The organism is Fusobacterium sp. (assembly GCF_032477075.1).
Taxonomy (GTDB): Bacteria; Fusobacteriota; Fusobacteriia; order Fusobacteriales; family Fusobacteriaceae; genus Fusobacterium_A.
The window spans coordinates 131,291-152,874 of sequence record NZ_JAWDXO010000003.1 but is presented as its reverse complement, the minus strand read 5'-3'; the positions used below and the strand labels follow the sequence as shown (position 1 = coordinate 152,874).

The following is a 21,584-nucleotide window of genomic DNA, read 5'->3' as shown; positions in this document are numbered from 1 at the left end:
TTAATTTTGTACTCAAATGTTTTAAAAATGTATTAAATGAAAAAATATGTATTTTAAAGGATTCCTAAATCTTTTTTTGTATATATTTGTTATTAAAGAGGAAGTTATAAAATGATTCAATTATTAAAAAATCTGACTTTTAATTTTTTTATGTCAGCTTTAATACATATAAAATATGAGGTGATTATGATAATGTCAGGAAATTCTGTAAGAAAGAAAGAGTTAAAAAAGAAAGTACTATATCCACTGCTCACAGTAGGGATTATGTCTGTTTGTATATCTGGAGAGAATGCTTGGGCAAGTGAGGTCAAAAATATTGTAGGGGTAGTCAATGAGCCATCTTCTATTGGTACAGGTCCAATAATTGCAAATGATAATTGGACAGTGACTATTGGTGATGACACTACACCAACTAAAGTGACACAGGATGGAGGTACAGTAATTAGTTTGAACGATAGTGGGAATATCACAGTTAAAGCCAATGCTACTGTAGAAGGAAACAGTAATTCTAGTGGTGGTGGCCATTTTAATAGTGGGCCTAATGTCATTGAGTTTAATAGTAACTCCACATTGACTATTGAGGCTGGAGGTACTGTGCAGCAACTAGGTTCTACTACTAATGGGGAAGCTATTAATGCCCATGGTTTTGGTAATACTATTATTAATAATGGAACAATTCACAGTAACAATGGGGCAGCCTTATGGTTTCAAGATACTTCTACCTCTTCATCTCCTGCTGGTAGAAATAAGGTTATAAATAATGGAACTATTTCCACAAGCAAAGGTGATGGTTATAATGTTTTTGGTAGTAGCCGTGGTAGTAGTGGACCTGGTTTAGTGTTTGAGAATTATGGAACTGTTAAAGGTTCATTAAAATTTGGGAATGGTGATGATAGTTTACTTTTTGGACCAGGCTCACAGATTACTGGTAACGTTGATGGCGGTGGGGGAACAAATGATCTGACTTTAGATGCCGATTCTGGAGAATCAGCTACTCTGGCTGGTTCAGTATTGAACTTTTCATCTATCACTAAGATTGGTGAAGGAGCATGGGCTATTCTTGGTGGTACTCCAGCAGTTCCTGGTGATCTTCATCCCTCATCACCTATCAATGGTTCATTGAAAGGTGTAAATTCTTTAGTTATTAAAAATGGTGGATTGGCACTAGTAGGAGCTAACCCTGAGTTTAAGGGAACTGTTAAAATTGAAGGCCCTGGTAGATTAAATGTTCAGGCTCAGGGAATAAATGGTGCTACCAATGTAGTAAATGATGGTAATTTGATTTTTGAACAGCCATTTGATGACAGCTATACTGGTAGTGCTATAACTGGAAATGGTCAGGTTGTAAAAATTGGTTCTGGTTCTCTGACTATGGATTCTAGCAGTGATAACACTTACAGTGGAGGAACACTGATCAATGAAGGGGCTCTTGTTGTAGATAAAGACAGTGATCTTGGAGCTGCATCTGGTAGTATAACACTTGGTGTGAATAATGCAATAGGAGGAACTAATGGAACATTACGTTTTGGTAGTAATTTTGATCTGGCAGCTACTAGGTCAATTACCCTAATGGAAGGTGGAGGAACCATTGATACTCAAGGATATACAACAAATATTAGTCAGATTATTGCAGGTTCTGGGAGTCTGACAAAGACAGGTTCAGGCAGTTTAATTTTGAATGGTGCAAATACCTATTCTGGTGGAACTATCCTTGAAGAGGGAGTGTTAGGGATTAACTCAGATTCAGCTCTAGGAAGCAGTAACAGCCGCTTAGTAATGTATGATACTACAACACTTCAACTTGATGGAAATGTCAATTCAAGTCGACCAGTTACTCTAGCTGGAGGACCATCGAGCACAATGACAATTAATACACAGGGAAATAACGGTGTTTTTACTGGAAATATAGATGGACGTGGAGATTTGGTGAAGGTTGGCAGTGGTATGTTAACTCTCTATGGAAATAATCTGTATCAAGGTAGTACTATCCTTGAGGAAGGAGTGTTAGGGATTAACTCAGATTCAGCTCTGGGAAGCAGTAACAGCCGCTTAGTAATGTATGATACTACAACACTTCAACTTGACGGAAATGTCGATTCAAGTCGGGCAGTCACTCTAGCTGGAGGACCATCAAGCACAATGACAATCAATACACAGGGGAATAGTGGTATTTTTGCTGGTAGGATAGATGGGTATGGAGGTTTAGTAAAAATTGGCAGTGGTATATTAACTCTCTATGGAAATAATCTGTACCAAGGTGGTACCAGAATTGAAGCTGGAACACTGGCAATTAATTCTGATGCTTCTCTTGGTGGAGAAGTTAGCTCACTTGAGCTGTGGGATAAAACTACTTTAAGACTAGATGGCAATGTTTCTATGAATTCAAGGCCTGTAATTATTGGTGGTGGTGGCAGTACAGTACCACAATCGGTGACTATTGATACACAAGGGTATACAGGGCTTATCTCACAAAATATTGTACAGAGTACAGATGGAGCTACTAGGTTAGTCAAGATTGGTACAGGGACATTAGGGTTATATGGTAATAATACATACAGTGGAGATACATGGGTAAAGAATGGTACAATAGCAATTACATCATCTCTTGGTTTAGGAATGGGTGATGTATATCTAGGTGATCATGAAAATACTTCTTTAAATGGAAGTGGGAATACACAAGGTATATTACAAGCTGATGCAGACATTGATTTCACAAATTCAATACAGTCTATCTTTTTAAATAAAGGTGGTGGAGCAATCAACACCAATGGATATATTGTCACATTAGGAGAAAATACTATCAGAGACGGCATTGGAGGTGCTGCACCTAATATTGGCAGAGATCTGCACAAAACTGGAGCAGGGGTCTTGACACTACTTAATAATCAATATTATTCTGGTCGTACTTTTATTGATCAAGGAATATTGCGTCTAGATGCTGTTGATCCTAACACACCTTTGAACAATTCAAAGGGCTTATTGAATACTCCAGAAGTAACAGTTGCAGCTGGATCACGATTGGAAGGGCAAGGGATCGTGGGAAATTCTATAAATGCACAACTTGGTAATACAAATGCTCCAACTGTCAGCCCTACAGACTTTACCACTATTATTAATAATGGTACTATTGCACCAGGTCTTGAGCGTTTCAGCAATACCTTTGATGATACAAACTCTCAGTTTGTACCACTGACTCTTGCGGGGAACTATAGAGCTGGAAATAATGCCAGAGTAGAGATTCACACTGAACTTTTGGATGACATGTCCCACCATGGGTCACTGACTATTGATGGTGTGATTGATTCCGCTTCAAATAAAAATGGAACTAGTGTATCTGTAATTCATCAGGGAGGTAATGGTGCAACAACAGATCATGGTATTGAAATAATTCGTCTGCGTGGAAATGGTTCTGGTATTAGTCAGGGTGAGTTGATCAATCAACTTGGTGAAAATTTCCATCTTGCTTCTGACTTTAAGACAAGTAGAGGACAAAACGCTGTTGTAGCTGGTGCTTACAGCTATATTATGGAGAGTGATAAAGACTGGTATGGAGATATTAATAACCAAGCAGGACTCTTTTTACGTAATGCCAGCAATAGTGATGGTTCTTTGGTGCTTCATCCAGCAACACCCCTTTATGAGTCATATTTGCTGATTTTGGGTGGTCTTAACAAGCTGCCTACACTAGAACAGCGGGTTGGTCATCGTCCTTGGTTAAAAGAGAACAAAGAACAAGAAGCAGGTTATGATCGAGGTAATGCTGGTATTTATCCAAGAGAAGTCTGGATGCGTGTGGAAGGTATGAAAGGTTATTATAAACCAGATCTAGATTCAGATAAAGATAATGAAAGTTCTTATAGGTTGCGTTTCAGCAGAATTAATGTTGGTATGGACATACCTATATACGAGAATGATGAAGGTTCTCGTCTATTTGCCGGAATCAATGGTAATATGAGCAAAGCTTGGTCTGACATAGACTCTCCACATGGTAATGGTGATATCACCACTACTGGACATGGATTTGGAGCTACTTTGACTTGGTACAATCACAATGGTTTTTATACTGATGCTCAAGCTTGGTATAACTGGTTTAAAAGTGATATCGATTCTGACACAATTACTTCAAGTTCTCATCAGATAAAGGAAAATCATGCTAAAGGTTATGCATTAAGTCTTGAGGTAGGACGCATTTTTGACTTTAATCAATATTGGTCTCTGACACCTCAGGCTCAAATTATTTACTCACGAGTGAACTTTGACAGATTTACGGATATTCAAAATAGTGTAATAGTGAATGAAAAAGATTATAAAGGACTCGAAGGAAGACTTGGTATGGCTCTTAATTATGAAAAGAGTCATCTGAATTCTTCTGGCAAAGTTGTTCGTAATAAAGTATATTTATTAGGAAATGTTCGTCATGAATTTAAAGGTGACTCAACTATTAGTATTTCAGGTGTAGACTATGAAAGTAATCTGAACAGTACTTGGGTGAGTCTGGGTATTGGTGGTTCGCATAATTGGAATGAAGATAAGTATTCAGTTTATGGAGAAGTTAGCTTGGCCAGCAGCACGAAAAAATTTGGTGAAGAATATGAACTAGTTGGAGAAATAGGTTTGCGTATAGCTTTTTAGATTTTAGAGAATAATATTTTTTTCTTTCACTAATATTGAATTATAGGATTACAATAGATATCTTACAAAATAATCAGTTGTGATCTTATAATCTTTATATTTAATAGTTAAGGAAAGTATATATTAAATATAAAGACAAAAGAATAAAGAGATGTTATACAACATAGAAGTCTTTAAACTATGTTATTTGATCCAAAATAGTAATTTTATATATGGCTATAGTATAAAAATAGTGAAATCATACAATGAAAAATAAGCAGAACTTAAATATAATAGAGAAAAAAACTCTCATAATTATTTTAGGTTCTGTTTTATTTTATAAAATTTGACAATATTTTATATATATTATACTATACCTTAAGCAGAATATATATTTTTGAATAAATTATTAACTGATTTTTTGTATTTTGTAATGGAGGTATAATCGTGGAAAATAGAGTAATAGTTGTTTACTTTACTTGGAGTGGAACTTCAAAGATAATAGCTGAAAGAATAAAAGATGAATTAAGTGGAGATATATTTCAAATAGAAACTGTTAAGGAATATCCAAATAAATATATCACATGTGTGGCTCAAGCAGGTATGGAGAAATTAAAAAAAGAAAGACCTCAATTAAAAAGAGAATTAGAAGATATTTCAGAATATAAGAAAATAGTATTAGTATTTCCAAACTGGTGGGGAACACTCCCAATGCCTGTGTTTACTTTTATAGAAAAGTATGATTTTAAAGGGAAAATAATTCTTCCTATTTGTATGCATGGTGGTGGTGGATTTACTAACACGATAAAAGACTTGAAAAAAATATGTTCTGATGCAGAAATACTAGATGGAACAGCAATAAAAAAACAAGATATAGATTCAGAAACAGTAAAAGAAATTATAAAAAATCTTATAGAGAGACTAAAACAGTAATAGTAAGTTTATGAAAATTTTTTATGTATTATTCTTAAATATTTATATAACTAAAATGGAAGAAATAACTTAATAAAAAATTATCTGCTTTACTTAAAGGAAGTGATATTGTGGAATATAAATTGGTTAAACAGATAAGAGATAATGAAATTCTTCGTAGAAGTTTTATAAAACTTGCAGAAAAAGTATTTGATCTTTCTTTTGAAAATTGGCATCAAAATGGATTTTGGACAGATAAATATATTCCATATGTATTAGCAGAAAATGGAAAGAAAGTAGTTGCAAATGTATCTGTAAATATTATAGATACAGTGTGGGAAAATAAATCAAAACGTTATATACAATTAGGAACTGTAATGACTGATCCAGAATATAGAAATAGGGGATTTTCATCTCAGTTGATTAGAGAAATTATTTCAGAATGGAGAGAAAAATGTGATGCTGTTTATTTGTTTGCAAATTCCAATGTTCTTAACTTTTATCCAAAATTTGGATTTGTAAAGGCAGCAGAGTATCAATATAGTTTGCCTTTTTCAGCAATGAAAAGAGAATTTAGAAAACTTGAAATGAGTAATTCAGAGGATAATTTTATATTGAAAAAATATTATGAAAAGTCTAATCCTTTTTCAGCATTTTCAATGAATAATAATTATGGGTTGCTTATGTTTTATTGCAGTTTTTTTATGAAAGAGCATATATATTATTCGAAAAAGTATGATACAGTATGTATAGCAATAAAGAATGAAGATATTTTAACATGTTTTGATATTTTTGGCAGTGATAATTATTCTATGGAAGAAATAATTTTTAGTATTGGATTCGAAGGTATTAAACAGGTAGTTCTGGGATTTACTCCAAAGGAATGTAAGAACTATTGTGGTACAAAAATAGAAAATGATGATACATTATTTGTTTTAAACAGTAAAGAAAATCTTTTTATAGACAATAAACTTATGTTTTCATTGCTGTCTCATGCTTAAAAGGGAAGATATATACTTTTTTAGTATAAAAAAGTTGACAAAAAATAATATACATGATTTAATTCTTATTAGAATAGATGTATAAATTAGGTGCTTATAGCTTAAAAGAGGAAGTAGGTTAAACTCCTACGCAGCCCCCGCTACTGTAAGATTGATGAAACTATTAAAACCACTGGAAAATTCTGGGAAGGGATAGGAGTAAAGTGAAATCAAGCCAGGAGACTTATCTAATTTTAGTTTTAACTTTTATCGGGGAGATAATAGTGATGAATTATTATATAATAAGATATATTTATTAAAAAATAATATTTATAATTATTGAAAATAATCAATTCTTTAAGACTAAAATTTTAAAAATAAAGAGAATCTCTATTTTAAAATTTTAGGTATAAGGAGTTGATTTTTTTATTTTAATTTTTGGAAAAATAAATATATTAAAGTTAGAATTGAGGAGAGGAAAATCTGATGAATGGAAAAAGTTTTTTAAAAAAAATACTTCAAATAGGAATTGTTCTGTTTGGTATAAGTTTTTTAACATTTGCATTGATATATTTATCTCCTGGAGATCCAGCAGAAATTATGCTGACTGCTTGTGGGAATATTCCAACACCAGAACTTTTGACACAAACGAGAATAGAATTGGGGTTAGATAAGCCATTTTTAACTCAATATGGAGAATGGCTTTTGAAAATATGCAGAGGAGATATGGGATATTCTTATTCTTTAAAGGTTCCAGTGTGGGGAAAACTTATTTCTAATTTCTTTATAACTTTTAAATTGGCAGCATCATCATTGATTTTAATGGTTGTAATATCAATACCATTAGGTATACTAGCAGCAGTAAATAGAAATAAAAAAATAGATTATTTTGTAAGAGGATTTACTTTTATAGGAATATCAGTTCCAAGTTTTTGGCTGGGATTAATATTTCTAAGTATATTTGGAGTAAAATTAAAACTTGTGCCAATAGCTGGTGGAACAGCAAATTTAAAAGCTTTAATACTTCCAGCAGTAACATTGGCTCTAGCAATGTCTGCAAAATATACAAGACAGGTTAGAACAACAGTATTAGATGAATTAAGGCAGGAATATGTGACTGGTGCAAGGATAAGAGGAATGAGTGAAAGAGTAATAATGATTAAACATGTTCTCCCAAATGTATTGCTTCCTTTAGTAACACTTTTAGGATTGTCTCTAGGAAGTTTATTGAGTGGAACAGCAGTTGTAGAAATAGTATATAACTGGCCTGGAATGGGGAGTATGGCTGTAAGAGCAATTTCTACTCATGACTATCCATTAGTGCAGGGATATGTTTTATTTATAGCATTGTTTTATATGCTGATAAATCTAATAGTTGATGGTTCATACAAATATTTAGATCCTAGATTGGGGGAGAAACATTAAAATGGATTTACTAAAAAGATTAATGAAAAATAAGCAGTTTGTATTTTTTTCTATATTGGCATTAATGGTTGTATTAATAGCTGTTTTTGCTCCATGGATTGCAGTTAAAAATCCTTATGATGCAATAATGACTGATTCTCTGATTCCACCTGGTGAAAAATATATGTGGGGAACAGACAGATTAGGAAGAGATATATTTTCAAGAATAGTTTATGGAACAAGACCATCATTAATAATGACATTTACTTTGGTATCAGTTGTATTTTTACTAGGAACAGGTTTTGGAATACTGGCAGGATATTTTGGAGGTATCATAGATACAATTATTATGAGATTTGCAGATATGATGATTTCATTTCCTGGATTAGTTTTAGCAATAGCAGTAGCTGGACTATTAGGACCAAGCATGACTAATGCAGTGCTTGCTATAGCATTGGTAAGCTGGCCAAAATATGCAAGACTGGCAAGAAGCCTAGTTTTGAAAATTAAAAACAATATGTATATAGAGGCAGCTATTGTGGGAGGAGCAAGAACAGGTAAAATAATAGAAAGATATTTAATCCCTAATATGATACCAACAATGATTGTAACAGCTACTACAGATATAGGAACAATGATGTTAGAACTTGCGTCATTATCTTTTTTAGGATTTGGAGCACAGGCACCAACTCCAGAATGGGGATTGATGTTGAATGAGGGAAGAACATATATAACAAAAGCCTCTTGGCTGATAATGTATCCAGGAATAGCTATAATAGCAGTAGTAATAATATTCAATATGCTGGGTGACAGCATTCGTGATATTTTAGATCCTAAGGAAAACTAAAAATATAAGGAGGAGAAGAGGGAATGAAAATGAAAAGTAAAAAATTTATCAGCAGAATTATTTTAATGGGGATGATGGTTTTAGGAATATTTACTGGTATTTCGACATCTATAATTGCAGCTCCAAAAGAAATAACAGTAGGAGTAACAAGCTTTGCAGATACTCTTGAAACAACAGAACAATATTTCAGCTGGGTAGTTTCAAGATATGGAGTTGGAGAAACTTTGGTAAAATTTGATGAACATGGGGAAAAAGCACCTTTATTAGCAGAAAGCTGGGAAAGTAGTGAAGGTGGAAAAGTATGGAAATTTAAAATAAGAGAGGGAGTTAAGTTTTCTGATGGAACAGAAATGACACCTGAAAGAGTAAAAAAATCTCTTGAACGTACATTTAAATTAAGTAACAGGGCTTCAACATTTTTTAATCCTGTTTCAATAAAAGAAGATGGACAATATATAGTAATAAGTACAGAAGCTCCAGTGACTGTTCTTCCTGAATGTTTGGCAGATCCTTTGTTTATAATAGTTAATACAGATGCAGATACTTCAGCTTTTGCAATGAAAGGACCAGTTTGTACAGGACCATATGTAGTAGAATCTTTTAATCCAACTGAAGTATGTGTTGTTGTTAAAAATAAACATTACTGGAATGGAGAAGTTCCCTTAGATAAAGTAATTTTTAAGTGTATAAATGATCAAGCTACACGTTCTATGGCTTTGCAATCAGGGGAAATTCAAATTGCATATAATCTTAAAACAGAAAATTTACAGGACTTTAGTGATGAAAGCAAATATCATGTTCAAAGTTTAAAGTCTTTAAGAACAACTTTTGCTTTTATGAATGAAAAAGGTGTTCTTAGGGATAAAATTTTACGTCAGGCAGTGTCAAGAGCCTTAAATAGAGATATATATTGTAAAGTTTTGTTAGAAGGAGGAGCGACTCCAGGAAAAGCCCCAATTCCTCCAACATTAGATTACGGTTTTGATGAGTTAATAGATGAAAACAGCTATAATCCAGAAAGTGCAAAGCAGTTATTAAAAGATGCAGGATATAAAGATATTGATGGAGATGGGTTTGTAGAAACTCCAGATGGGAAAAAAATTCAGCTTGATTTTGTTATCTATACAAGCAGAGAAGAATTAAAAATATATGCTCAAGCAGCTCAAATAAATCTTAAAGAAATTGGAATTAATGTTAAAATAAACACAGTAAGTTATGAAACTTTATTAGATTTAAGAGATGCAGGAAAATTTGATATGCTTATTTGGAATATGTTAGTAGCTAATACTGGTGATCCTGAAAAATACCTTCGTGAAAACTGGTATAGTAAATCTCCATCTAATCAGACAGGATATAATAACATTAAAGTAGATGAATTATTAGATAAATTATCAGCAGAATTTGATTCTGAAAAAAGAAAAAAACTTACTATTGAGATTCAACAGTTGATAATGAATGATATTCCAACAATTTTCTTTGGATATGAAACAACATATTTAATTACTGCAAAAAATGTGATAAATACTGTTCTATATCCAACAGATTACTATTGGATAACAAATAAAACAGCTTTGAAGTAGGAGAAAACTATGTTAAAGATAAAAGATTTGACTATACAATATGGAGATAAAAAGCCGACAGTAAAAAATTTTAACTTGTCAGTAAAAAAAGGTGAAATTGTAGGTATAGTAGGTGAAAGTGGAAGTGGGAAAACTACAATAATAAAAAGTATAGTAGGTGCTTTATCATATAATAGTAAAATATTGTCTGGAAGTATCATTTTGGATAATGAAGAATTACTTGATGGTAATAGAGAAACATTAAAAAAAAACAGAGGAAAAAATATAACTATGGTTTTTCAGGATTGCCGCAATACATTAAATCCAATTAGAAAAATAGGCAGCCAATACATCGAGTATATTCAATATCATTCGAATTGCTCAAAAGAGGAAGCAAGAAAAAAAGCTGAATTAATGCTGAAAAAAATGAAACTTCCTGATCCCGAAAATATAATGAGGAGCTATCCTTATCAACTAAGTGGAGGAATGTGCCAAAGAATAGGAATTGCTATGGCAATGACATTCAATCCTAAAATATTACTAGCTGATGAGCCTACTAGTGCTTTAGATGTTACAACACAGGCACAGATTGTGCAGGAATTAATAAACTTAAGAGATATATATAAAACAAGTATAATAATTGTAACTCATAATTTGGGAGTAGCATCATATATGTCAGATAATATAATAGTAATGAAAGATGGGGATATTGTAGAAAAAGGTAAGCCTGAACAGATATTGAATTTTCCAAACAGTGATTATACAAAATTATTATTAGACTCTGTCCCAAAATTGGAGGAAGGATATGCTGTGTAAGGAGTCAGATTTGATACTGAAAACAAAAGGGGTTTCTAAAATATTTACTACAGCAAAGAACCAATCTTTAATAGCATGTAATGATATAAATTTAAACATTTATAAAGGGAAAACTTTAGGAATAGTAGGAGAAAGTGGCTGCGGAAAATCTACTTTTGTAAGAATGCTGATGCAGCTTGAAGAAGTAAGTTCAGGCAGTATAATCTATGAAAATAGAGATATAGCACATTTTTCAAAAAAGGAAATATGGGAACATAGAAAAAATATGCAGATGATCTTTCAAGATTCAATGGCATCATTTAATCCTAAGATGAAAATTATAGATATCATTACTGAACCTTTGATGAATTATGGATTATTATCAAATAAAGATAAAAAACAAAAAGCTGAGGAGTTATTGGAAATGGTGGAGCTCTCTAAAGAATATCTGTATTCATATCCTCATAATGTAAGTGGAGGGCAGCTTCAAAGAATAGGAATAGCAAGGGCTCTTTCATTGAATCCCCAAATATTGATATGTGATGAAGCAACATCAGCCTTAGATGTTTCCATACAGAGCAGTATTATAGAATTACTAAAAAAATTACAAAAAGAAAAAGGTTTAAGCATAGTCTTTGTATGTCATGATTTGGCTTTGGTTCAATCTTTTTCTCATGAAGTTGTTGTTATGTATTTAGGAAATATAATGGAAATTCTGCCAGGACAGAGAGTGAAAAAAGAAGCACTTCATCCATATACAAAGGCTTTAGTAAATGCAGTGTTTACTTTGGATATGAATTCTAAAGATAATTTAGAATTATTGGAGGGAGAAGTTCCAAGTCCACTAAATATTCCAAAGGGATGTCCCTTTGTGAATAGATGTAAATCAGCAATAGAAATATGCAGAATAGAAAAACCAGTACTGGAAGAAATTGGCATTGGACATAAAATAGCTTGTCATTTGATTAAAGAAGAAGTTGAAAAAAATAAAATCAAAGATAATAATAAAATATCTGGTAATATAAAACTTTTTACTTATAAATAATAATATGCAAAAAAGAACAGCTTCATTGCTGTTCTTTTTTGTCTTTATAATAAAAATCAACTCCATTGTTGGTGTTTATTACTTATATAAACATAATATTTTAAGACAGATATATATTACTTTACAATCTTTATAAGGAAAGATTAATAATCTTCTTTGTATTAAAAATCTGTATTTATCACTGGAATCTTTTTTTCTATTATTTTAATTATATATTATAAACTAAATAAATGCAATAATATATTATATTTATTTGTATATATTTTTTATAATTTAAAAATTTCTTTTTTTAATTAATTTTTCTATTTTTTACACTGATATAGTAACTTTTATAAATATAATATATTTAATTATTTTATTTTAAATCTTATTTTTTTGTTTATTTTTATAAAATCACATTTATTAAGTTAATTTTTAAAGTCTAAAACTTATATAATTATTTATTTAATATATTATTGCATAAAAAAATATTTATATTATATAATTATGTTAAGAAGATATTCTTAATTACATTACCCCCCAGTAATGTGATATATGTCAATTTAATTTTCCCACTAATAATTTTTATTCGCCAACTAGAAAATTATTGGTGGGAGTCTTAGTATTTTTGTAGTTGATATAAGATTTTATTGATTATATATGACTAAATATATAATATTTAATTCTGTGTAGTTTAAACTTAAAATAGCCCTTAATTGGGCTATTTTAGTTTAACAAATATATAAAAATAGTAAATTTTGATAGAGATTGCATTTTCTAAGTTAAAATATTTTATTATACCACCTTTAATCAAATGATTATTAAATTTATTTGATTTAATATTTTGATTTGTAAAAATACTTTATAGCAGGGATATTTTAATTTTAAATTAAAATATAGGTCTATAAAAAATAATATCTTTAATAATTTATTCAAAATTAAAAAATTTAAAATATTCATTTTGTTTATTGGTAATGTACATTTCTTACTTATTATAAATGATAATATCTTCATTTTCTATATTTTTTATAGTAGTTTCTACTTCAAAGATTTCTTTAATTGTTTCAGGAGTTAATACTTTTTGAGTTTTTCCATAAGCTGTAATTTCACCATCTTTCATGAGAATTATATCATCACAGAATTTGAGGGCTAGGTCAATATTGTGTATAGAAAAAATAATTGTCTTATTTTTCATACTTTTTAAAAGCTTCATTAAATCTAATTGATGTTTTATATCCAAATGATTTATAGGTTCATCTAAAAGCATAATTTCACTTTGCTGAGCAAATGCTTTTGCAATAAAAGCTCTTTTTAATTCTCCGCCAGATACTTTTCCAGCTCTTTTATCTTTTAAGTCTTCCAATTGAAATTGATAAAGTGTTTCATCTATTATAAGTTTATCATTGCTGCTATAGTCAAAAAAAGCTTTTTTATATGGGTATCTTCCCATTTTCACAATATCCTCTATTGTTATTTCTTCTATTCCAGTAAAACTTTGTTCCACAAAAGAGATTTTTCTCGCAAAGTTTTTTCTTGGAATTTTTTCAATATTTTCTCCATCAATAAAAATATTATTTTTACTTGTAAGTTCTTTAATTATATGTTTTAAAAGAGTAGTTTTTCCTGAACCATTAGGTCCAAGTATTCCTGTAACACAATTTTGCTTTATAGTAATATTTATATTTTTTAAAATATATTTTCCATTTTGCATATAGGACAAATTTTTTATCTGTATCATTCTTTCCCTCCATATGAATAATTCTTTCTTATTATCCAAAGAAATAGAGGAGTTCCACAAAATGCTGTTATTACCCCAATAGGCATTTCTTCTGGAGAAAAATATGTTCTGGCAAATGTATCAGAAAGCACTAAAAAAAGACCTCCAGCAAAAACTGAAAAAAGAGTTAAAGATTTATGCTTGTATCCTATTATTTTTCTTGAAATATGTGGGATTACCAGCCCTATAAAGCCAATTATACCTGTAAGAGAAACCACTACTGATACAAGGAGAGTAGATATGATTATCAAGAACAACTTTATCCATATTGTATTAATACCTAATGCCTTAGCACTACTGTCTCCCATGAGAAGAATGTCCAGTTCATATGAATAAATAATCATTATAACAAAAATAATTAATAAAAATAGAGAAGGATAAAAAAGTTCATCCCATGAAGCTGAACTTAAACTTCCTGTCATCCAGAACATTGCAGTTACTAATTGAGAATTATTCTTACTGCTGTATATAATAACAGTTGTACAGGCTGAAAAAAATGCAGATACTCCTACACCAGTTAATATTAGACTGCTTCCATTGAAAATTTCCTTTGAACTTATAAGAAAAACAGCAGCAATAGAAAGGAGAGCACCAATGAATGCTCCCTGTTCTATTGTTATCAATTTCAGAAACGCATAGGAATTACTAAGAATTATAACAGAAACTGCACCAGTTGAAGCTCCACTGGATATTCCTAATATATAAGGCTCAGCAAGATTATTTTTTGTTATAGTCTGCATTATTATTCCAACTAAAGAAAGAGAAGCTCCTGTAATGAAAGCCAGTATTACTCTAGGTACCCTTATATTCCATATTATATTTTCAATAGTTTTTTTCCATTCAGCAGAAAAATAATCAGTTCTCATTATTTTGTTTATAATTATTTTAAAAACATAGTTGCTTGGTATTTTAACTGAACCAAATCCTACACATAAAATGCAGGTTATTATTGATAGAAGGATTAAAACCAATATTTTATTTTTTTTATTCATTTACTTGATATACTTCCTTTGCTACTTTTTCAAAAAAGTCTACATTTCTTATTCCAGGAACTATTTCAGCTAGTTTTACTCTTATAAATTTATCATTTTTTACAGCTTTAAGTTCATTTAGTTTAGGATTAGCTTTAATAGCTTTTATTTTGCTTTCTGAATCAGTTTCTTCTCTTATTCCAGTACTGTAATCTACTATTATAAAATAATCAGGATCAGCAGCTATTACATCTTCCCAGCTTGTTTCACCCCAAGTTTTTTCTACACCTTTACCAGATAAAATATTTTTACCATTTATCAATTTTAAAAGATTTGGTGTGAATCCTTCAAAGACAGTAAATGCTTTATCAGTTCCAGAATCATAAATAAAATAAGTAAATTCTTTTTTACCAGCAGTACCTTCCTTTATTTTTTCAACTCTCACTTTCTCAGCATTTACATAATCTTGAACTTCTTTTTCTTTATTAAAGATTTTTCCAAACATTAAAAAATCATTGAATAAAGTATCTAAATCAGCATTAAAATCTATTGAAGATTGAGGCACAAACATATTAATTTTGTTTTTAGCAATCATTTTTGAATCTACACCTTTTTTAAAAGCTACCTCCCATCCAGTAACAAAATCAGGATCAGCAGCCAAAAGTTCTTCCAAAGAAGGCCATTTATCGGCTAATACTGGTACTTCTTTATAAGCAGAGGCAACAGCAGGATATATTTCTTCCTCTAAAAATGCTGTTCCAGCCATATTATCCTTAAGTCCTAATTTCAGCATTATTTCTGTAGTAAATTGAGACATGCTTACAGCTCTCTGTGGAGCTTTATCAAAATTAAAGTCATATTTGACACCATTGATTTCTTGAGAGTTAGTAAAAGCAAAAAGCATTGTACTAAAAGTTGTTAACAAAATTGTTACGATTTTTTTCATAAATATCCTCCTTTATTTTGTTTTACTAATTATAATATAACATAAACTTTGAAAACTAAATAATTTTATTTTTAAAAACAGAGTATATGCTGAATATATATAAAATATTATTTTTAAAGGAAATTAAAACTAAAAAACTACTTTTAAAGTATAATTAATAAATGCATAATATTGATAAAAGATATAAAAAATTAATTGTATATAAGTATATATAAAAATTATGTATTGATATTGTTACCATAATAAAGCCATAAAAATAAAATTTTATAACAAATATAAAATAATTGATTTATTTTTAAAATTATTTAGTATAATGTAAGTAGTTATAATTAAATTTCAAAAATAAATATTAAAAACATCATTTAGTTGCATAAGGGGGAGTCATGGAATTTAAAATTAGAGACTTTAAAAAAGAAGATATGGAATTTGTTATTGAAAAACATTGGGATATCTATTCAAATGAATATGGATATGTAAAAAGAAGTTTTTATAATTACGTAGAAAAAACTGTAATTGATTTTTTAGCAGAAACAAAATGGAAAAGAGAAAATATCTGGATTGCTGAAGCAGAAGGAAAACCTATTGGGGCAATAGCCTTGATTACTCCTGATTCTAATAAACCTTGTGAAGGGCAGCTTCGTTGGTTTATTGTAGATAAAGAATATAGAAAATATGGTGTAGGAAGAGCATTGATGGATAAATTTCTTGAATTTGCTATAAAATGGGAATATAAACATATTTTTCTTTGGACAGCAAGTAATTTAGGTAGAGCATTGTCATTTTATAATCAGCAAGGCTTTTATGAAACAGAAAGATTTAAGGAAACTGGATGGTGTGATGAACCAATTTACGAAATTAAATTGGAGAGAGATTTATAATTTAATATGATTTTAAGTTCAGCAGATTTTCTATTATAAAATTCAATAAATGATTAAAAAGTATTATTTTAAATAAAGTTAAAAGAGATATTTCCATAAGAGGATATATCTCTTTTATTTTTTTGTAAATTATGATATTCTATTAAATAAGGCTAAAGTTTTTGACAGGCTTTTTTGTAAAAAAAATTAGGAGATACTTTTGAAATGTATAATGAGATTGATCTTCATCAAATGAATTTTGATGATGCTCTGAGAGTTTTCATAACCAAATATAATGCTTTATATAAAAAAGGCGAGAGAAAAGAAATAAAAGTGATACATGGATATGGTTCAAAGTTTTTAGATGGGGAAGCTGTGATAAAAACTAAGATAAGACAGTTTTTTTCTAAAAATAAAGACTGTGTAAAAATGAGAATAGATTTAAATCCTGGAATAACTTATATTATGCCACTGAAAAGTTTTCCTCAACCTAAAAAGAAAAAGTTTGGATTTTAGTCAATTGATATCTTAAATATTTAACTGGAAGGTAATTATGTACATAAAAACTAAAAAAAATATTGGTGAACATGAAAAAGAGAGAATAATAGAATTTCTTAAAAATAATGGATTAGGAATAATTATAACAGAAGATGAAGAAATACTTAAAATAGGTATAATGGGAAATAAGAAAAATGTTGATTTAGATGTACTTCTATCTTTTGATGGAGTAGATGAAATGGTTCCTATTGGAAAAAGTTATAAATTTGTCAGTAGAGAGTTCCAAAAAGAAGATACTGTAATAGATATAAAAGGAAGAAAAATAGGTGGGGGCAATTTCATGCTTATGGCAGGACCTTGTGCTGTGGAAAGCAGAAAATCTATATTTGATATAGCTGAAAAAGTAAAGAAATATGGAGCTCAAGTGTTGAGAGGGGGAGCTTTTAAGCCAAGAACATCTCCATATGATTTTCAAGGCCTGGGAGAAGAAGGACTCAAATACATGAGAGAAGCAGCTGATAAATATGATCTTTTGGTGGTAACAGAAGTAATGGATACTCAAGATATCTCTCTCATATCTAAATATGCTGATATACTTCAGGTTGGAGCAAGAAATATGCAGAATTTTAGTTTGCTTAAAATGTTGGGAAAATGTGGAAAGCCCATACTTTTAAAGAGAGGACTCAGTGCAACTATGAGGGATCTTTTGATGGCAGCTGAATATATAGTTGCATATGGAAATAAAGAAATAATATTGTGTGAAAGAGGAATAAGAACTTTTGAAACAATAACTAGAAACACTGTCGATATAAATGCTATTCCACTGATAAAAGAAAAATCACATCTGCCAATAATAATAGATGCAAGTCATGGAACTGGAAGAAGAAATCTGGTAGAACCTGTAACATTAGCAGGAGTAATAGCTGGAGCAGATGGAGCAATGGTGGAAGTACACGAAAATCCAGAATATGCAGTATCTGATGGAGTTCAATCATTGAATTTTGATGGATTTAAAAAATTAACCGAAAATTTAAAAAAAGTTTTAAATGTTAAGAAAAATCTTATATAAAAAGAGGTAAAACATGTTTGAAGATAAAGGAAATCATTTAATAATAAGAGAATTTGAAGATATGGGAATAGGAACTATATTTACTGATATATCTTATGGAAATGCAAAACAGAAAACACGTGAGGAACTTATAAAAGATTTTAACCTTGGAGATAGAAAACTTATATCTGGATATCAAACTCATAGTAAGAATATACAGATAATAAAAGAAATAGATAAGGAATATTTTGAAAATACAGATGGCTTTATAACTGCTAGAAAAGATATAGTGATTTTTACTAAATATGCAGATTGTCTTCCTGTATATGTTTATGATCCTGTAAAAGAAGTGATAGGACTGGTACATTCTGGTTGGAAAGGAACTTTACAAGAAATAGGTTTAGAGACCATAAGACTAATGGAAGAAAATTATGGAACATCCAGAAAGGATGTTTATTTTGCCTTTGGAATAGGTATTGGACAGAATAATTATGAAGTTGGGCAGGAATTTAAAGAACTTTTTATGGAAAAATTTTCAAATGATATAGTGGCTAAAAGCTTTGTAGAAAAAAATGGAAAATTATACTTTGATAATCAGAAATTTAATTATCTGAATTTAATATCAAATGGAATAGATAAATCTAAAATAATATTAAATAACTATTGCACATTCAGAGATAAAAGATTCCAATCTTTTAGAAGAGATAAAGAAAATTCAGGAAGAGCAGGGGGATTTATATATTTTAGATGATTATTGAAACATTTATTGGGGGAGAGTAATCTTGGATAGAACTTTTTATAAAAATCTTTTGGCAATAACCATGCCTATAGCATTTCAAAATATAATTTCATATAGTGTAAATATGATGGATACACTTATGCTGGGGAGTCTTGGGGAAACAATATTATCAGCTTCAAGTCTTGCAGGGCAGGTGTTTTTTCTGTTTTCTCTACTTGTGTCTGGGTTGGGATGTGGAGCAGGAGTTCTATGCAGCCAGTATTTTGGAAAAAGAGATTTAAAAAGTTTAAGAAAAATAGCAGCAATGGTGTTAAAATTATCATTAGGTTTAAGTATTATATTTACTTTGATACTTTTGATATTTCCTTCTGCAGTAATGAAGATATTTACTCCAGAAGCAGCAGTAATAGAGGAAGGAAGTAGATATCTTAGAGTAGTTGCTGTTTCATATATATGTTTTGGAATAACTACAACATTTCTCATAGTATTGAGAAGTTTACAAGATGTAAAACTTTCTCTCTGGATATACACAGTTTCTTTTTTTACAAATGTATTTTTTAATTATATATTCATTTTTGGACATTTTGGATTTCCAAGAATGGGTATAATTGGAGCTGCTTTGGGAACTGTAATAGCAAGAGGTGTTGAAGTGGTTCTTGTAATAATATATTTGAAAAAATATGAAAAAGTGCTGAAATTTAAACTTATAATGCTAAAATTGTATGACAGAATATTATTTAAAGATATGATAAAATATGGACTTCCTGTAATAATTGGAGAACTGTTCTGGGGAACAGGACTCTCAATCCACTCAGCTATCTTAGGACATATGGGAGAGGCAGTAGTAGCAGCTAATAGTATATGTAATGTACTTCACCAGTTTGCTCTCTCTTTTGTACAGGGAGTAGGAAGTGCTTCTGCTGTAATTATGGGAAGATATATTGGAGCAGGAGAATTTGATATGGCAAAAAAAGCCTCTAAGGCTTTAGTTAAATTTTTTGCTGTATGTGGTGTGATAACTGCTGCATTTTTATTAACTGTAAGCGGACCATTTTTCTCATTTTATAGTTTACAGCCAGCAACATTGAAATTAGCTAAACATTTTATGCTTGCTTATGCTTTCATTACCATGTTTAGAGCAGTTGCAGCTCCTATTATAGGTGGAATATTATGGGGAAGTGGAGATACAAAATTTGCAGCAACAGTAGATATATCATTTTTATGGTGCTTGATTCCAATAGGATTTGCAGCTGCATTTAAGTGGCATTTGAATCCAGCACTGGTCCTTATTATACTTAGACTTGAAACGCCATTGAAAATGGTAGCTTGTCTGATAAGATTACATGGAGATAAATGGATAAAATCAACAGTAAGATGAAATAGAAAAATATAAAAAGACTGGATTATTATCAAATTCCAGTCTTTTTTACTTTTATTGAATATCATTTATAACTTTTAATACTTTTCCTACAACACTAAATTCTTCTCCAGGACCAATATAAATAGGTTGATAATTAGGATTATCACTTATAAGAGCAATATAATTTCCAGTAACTTTTAGCCTTTTGACATATGATTCTTCATTTACAATAAAAGCTCCTATTTCACCATTTCTAACCTCCACACCTTTTCTGCAAAGGATAATAGAGGAATTTTTAATAGTAGGCTCCATAGAATCCCCTTTCACATTGACAGCAAAAAGAGTTTCAATATTCCTTACTCCAGGTATAGAGATAAAATCTACAGGTTCCTCTTCTGTAAATACTCCTATTCCAGCACTTATTCTTGAATAAAGAGGAATATAGTTATCTAAATCTTTTAATTCAGATATATCAACTTTTGGAGCTATATCTTTTTGTTTTGCTAATTTTTTAAGTTCCTCTAATATTATTGCAGGAGTTCTTTCAATTGCTGCTAAATATTTGAATTCAGCAGCCTCCTTATCATTGAATTGTAATATTGCTATCATTTTGTCAAGTATCTCTTCGCTAGGAGGATTTTTTACCTCTCCTCTTTCAATTGTATTATAATATGATTGGGTAATTCCAATTGTTTTAGCTAACTTATTTTGACTGTAACCCATTTCTTCTCTTCTGTTTCTTAAAAAGGTTTTAAAGTTCATGCTGCACCTCCTATATCTATATATAAATAATTATAATATAAAAATAAAAATTTTACAACAAAAATAAAAAAGAGTTGACAAAATCGACATCATATATTAATATATAAATATATATAGATAGTTCTATTTTTAGATATAGTAAAGGGGGTAAAGAATATGAAAATATTAATAAAAAATAAAAAATGGGAAACTTCATTTAAGACAGTAAAACTAATATGTAATGTTTCTTCTGAAAATAAAATTTTTAATATAAACTTTAACTACAATGGAAAAGATATTAATATAAAAACATATAACCTTGACTATACATTTAAATATCTTGAAAAAATTTTTGATAATATAAATATGGAAAAAACAGCAAGATTTGCCAGCTGATTTAGATTGTAATAAGAAAATAATATTAGAGATGAAGGAAATTTTTATTATCTTTGTGATTTTAAAAATTTCCTTTATTATTTTCAAAAAAAAAATATCATTATATATAAAATTTATGG

General features: G+C 30.0%; 18 protein-coding genes and 1 riboswitch. Of the genes, 14 read left to right on the top strand and 4 right to left on the bottom strand.

Annotation, left to right across the window (positions count from 1 at the left end):
* The first annotated feature begins 111 nt into the window (after window positions 1-111).
* The 8 genes from E6771_RS02920 to E6771_RS02885 all read left to right on the top strand — a co-directional run bounded on the left by E6771_RS02920 (window position 112) and on the right by E6771_RS02885 (window position 12,153).
* Complete coding sequence (locus E6771_RS02920) at window positions 112-4,632, top strand: autotransporter outer membrane beta-barrel domain-containing protein (protein ID WP_316089564.1); 4,521 nt, start codon at window positions 112-114, stop codon at window positions 4,630-4,632.
* A gap of 426 nt (window positions 4,633-5,058) precedes the next feature.
* Window positions 5,059-5,544, top strand: coding sequence for a flavodoxin (locus E6771_RS02915; RefSeq protein WP_316089563.1), 486 nt, complete (start codon window positions 5,059-5,061; stop codon window positions 5,542-5,544).
* Window positions 5,545-5,654: 110 nt separating this feature from the next.
* Entirely contained in the window at window positions 5,655-6,524 is an 870-nt protein-coding gene (locus E6771_RS02910) for a GNAT family N-acetyltransferase (protein WP_316089562.1), read from the top strand.
* Window positions 6,525-6,595: 71 nt separating this feature from the next.
* A riboswitch (cobalamin riboswitch) is annotated at window positions 6,596-6,770 on the top strand.
* 219 nt (window positions 6,771-6,989) lie between these two features.
* The gene (nikB, locus tag E6771_RS02905) at window positions 6,990-7,928 is read left to right on the top strand and encodes a nickel ABC transporter permease (protein WP_316089561.1); all 939 of its coding nucleotides are present in this window, start codon (window positions 6,990-6,992) and stop codon (window positions 7,926-7,928) included.
* A gap of 1 nt (window position 7,929) precedes the next feature.
* Window positions 7,930-8,754 carry a nickel transporter permease gene (gene nikC / locus E6771_RS02900; RefSeq protein WP_316089560.1) on the top strand — a complete coding sequence of 275 codons (825 nt, stop codon included), beginning with the start codon at window positions 7,930-7,932 and terminating at the stop codon, window positions 8,752-8,754.
* 23 nt (window positions 8,755-8,777) lie between these two features.
* Complete coding sequence (locus E6771_RS02895; RefSeq protein WP_316089559.1) at window positions 8,778-10,334, top strand: ABC transporter substrate-binding protein; 1,557 nt, start codon at window positions 8,778-8,780, stop codon at window positions 10,332-10,334.
* A gap of 9 nt (window positions 10,335-10,343) precedes the next feature.
* Entirely contained in the window at window positions 10,344-11,129 is a 786-nt protein-coding gene (locus E6771_RS02890; protein ID WP_316089558.1) for an ABC transporter ATP-binding protein, read from the top strand.
* The gene (locus E6771_RS02885; protein ID WP_316089557.1) at window positions 11,119-12,153 is read left to right on the top strand and encodes an ABC transporter ATP-binding protein; all 1,035 of its coding nucleotides are present in this window, start codon (window positions 11,119-11,121) and stop codon (window positions 12,151-12,153) included. Before E6771_RS02890 ends, E6771_RS02885 begins: the two co-directional genes overlap by 11 nt.
* A 964-nt stretch (window positions 12,154-13,117) precedes the next feature.
* Here the strand turns inward: E6771_RS02885 and E6771_RS02880 are convergent.
* Genes E6771_RS02880 through E6771_RS02870 form a run of 3 tightly spaced genes read right to left on the bottom strand, consistent with a single transcriptional unit; the run spans window position 13,118 to window position 15,826 of the window.
* A complete protein-coding gene (locus E6771_RS02880) occupies window positions 13,118-13,870 on the bottom strand; it encodes an ABC transporter ATP-binding protein (RefSeq protein WP_316089556.1) in 753 nt (250 codons plus the stop codon).
* The gene (locus tag E6771_RS02875; RefSeq protein ID WP_316089555.1) at window positions 13,867-14,901 is read right to left on the bottom strand and encodes an iron ABC transporter permease; all 1,035 of its coding nucleotides are present in this window, start codon (window positions 14,899-14,901) and stop codon (window positions 13,867-13,869) included. The genes E6771_RS02880 and E6771_RS02875 overlap by 4 nt, the downstream gene beginning before the upstream one ends.
* On the bottom strand, window positions 14,894-15,826 hold the full coding sequence (locus E6771_RS02870) for an ABC transporter substrate-binding protein (protein WP_316089554.1): 933 nt from the start codon (window positions 15,824-15,826) through the stop codon (window positions 14,894-14,896). The genes E6771_RS02875 and E6771_RS02870 overlap by 8 nt, the downstream gene beginning before the upstream one ends.
* Window positions 15,827-16,209: 383 nt before the next feature.
* Here E6771_RS02870 and E6771_RS02865 point away from each other — a divergent pair, with 383 nt between their 5' ends.
* The 5 genes from E6771_RS02865 (at window position 16,210) to E6771_RS02845 (ending at window position 20,346) form a co-directional block, all read left to right on the top strand.
* Window positions 16,210-16,704 carry a GNAT family N-acetyltransferase gene (locus E6771_RS02865; protein WP_316089553.1) on the top strand — a complete coding sequence of 165 codons (495 nt, stop codon included), beginning with the start codon at window positions 16,210-16,212 and terminating at the stop codon, window positions 16,702-16,704.
* 204 nt (window positions 16,705-16,908) lie between these two features.
* Window positions 16,909-17,199: a Smr/MutS family protein gene (locus E6771_RS02860; RefSeq protein WP_316089552.1), complete on the top strand. Its 291-nt coding sequence runs from the start codon at window positions 16,909-16,911 to the stop codon at window positions 17,197-17,199.
* Window positions 17,200-17,236: 37 nt separating this feature from the next.
* On the top strand, window positions 17,237-18,250 hold the full coding sequence (gene aroF, locus E6771_RS02855) for a 3-deoxy-7-phosphoheptulonate synthase (RefSeq protein WP_316089551.1): 1,014 nt from the start codon (window positions 17,237-17,239) through the stop codon (window positions 18,248-18,250).
* Window positions 18,251-18,263: 13 nt separating this feature from the next.
* Window positions 18,264-18,980 (top strand): peptidoglycan editing factor PgeF, encoded by a 717-nt coding sequence (gene pgeF, locus E6771_RS02850; RefSeq protein ID WP_316089550.1) that lies wholly within the window; start codon window positions 18,264-18,266, stop codon window positions 18,978-18,980.
* 31 nt (window positions 18,981-19,011) lie between these two features.
* Window positions 19,012-20,346, top strand: coding sequence for an MATE family efflux transporter (locus E6771_RS02845; RefSeq protein ID WP_316089549.1), 1,335 nt, complete (start codon window positions 19,012-19,014; stop codon window positions 20,344-20,346).
* A gap of 54 nt (window positions 20,347-20,400) precedes the next feature.
* Here E6771_RS02845 and E6771_RS02840 read toward each other — a convergent pair whose 3' ends face one another.
* Window positions 20,401-21,090: a LexA family transcriptional regulator gene (locus E6771_RS02840; protein WP_316089548.1), complete on the bottom strand. Its 690-nt coding sequence runs from the start codon at window positions 21,088-21,090 to the stop codon at window positions 20,401-20,403.
* A gap of 156 nt (window positions 21,091-21,246) precedes the next feature.
* Here E6771_RS02840 and E6771_RS02835 point away from each other — a divergent pair, with 156 nt between their 5' ends.
* The gene (locus E6771_RS02835; RefSeq protein ID WP_316089547.1) at window positions 21,247-21,465 is read left to right on the top strand and encodes a hypothetical protein; all 219 of its coding nucleotides are present in this window, start codon (window positions 21,247-21,249) and stop codon (window positions 21,463-21,465) included.
* Window positions 21,466-21,584 lie beyond the last annotated feature (119 nt).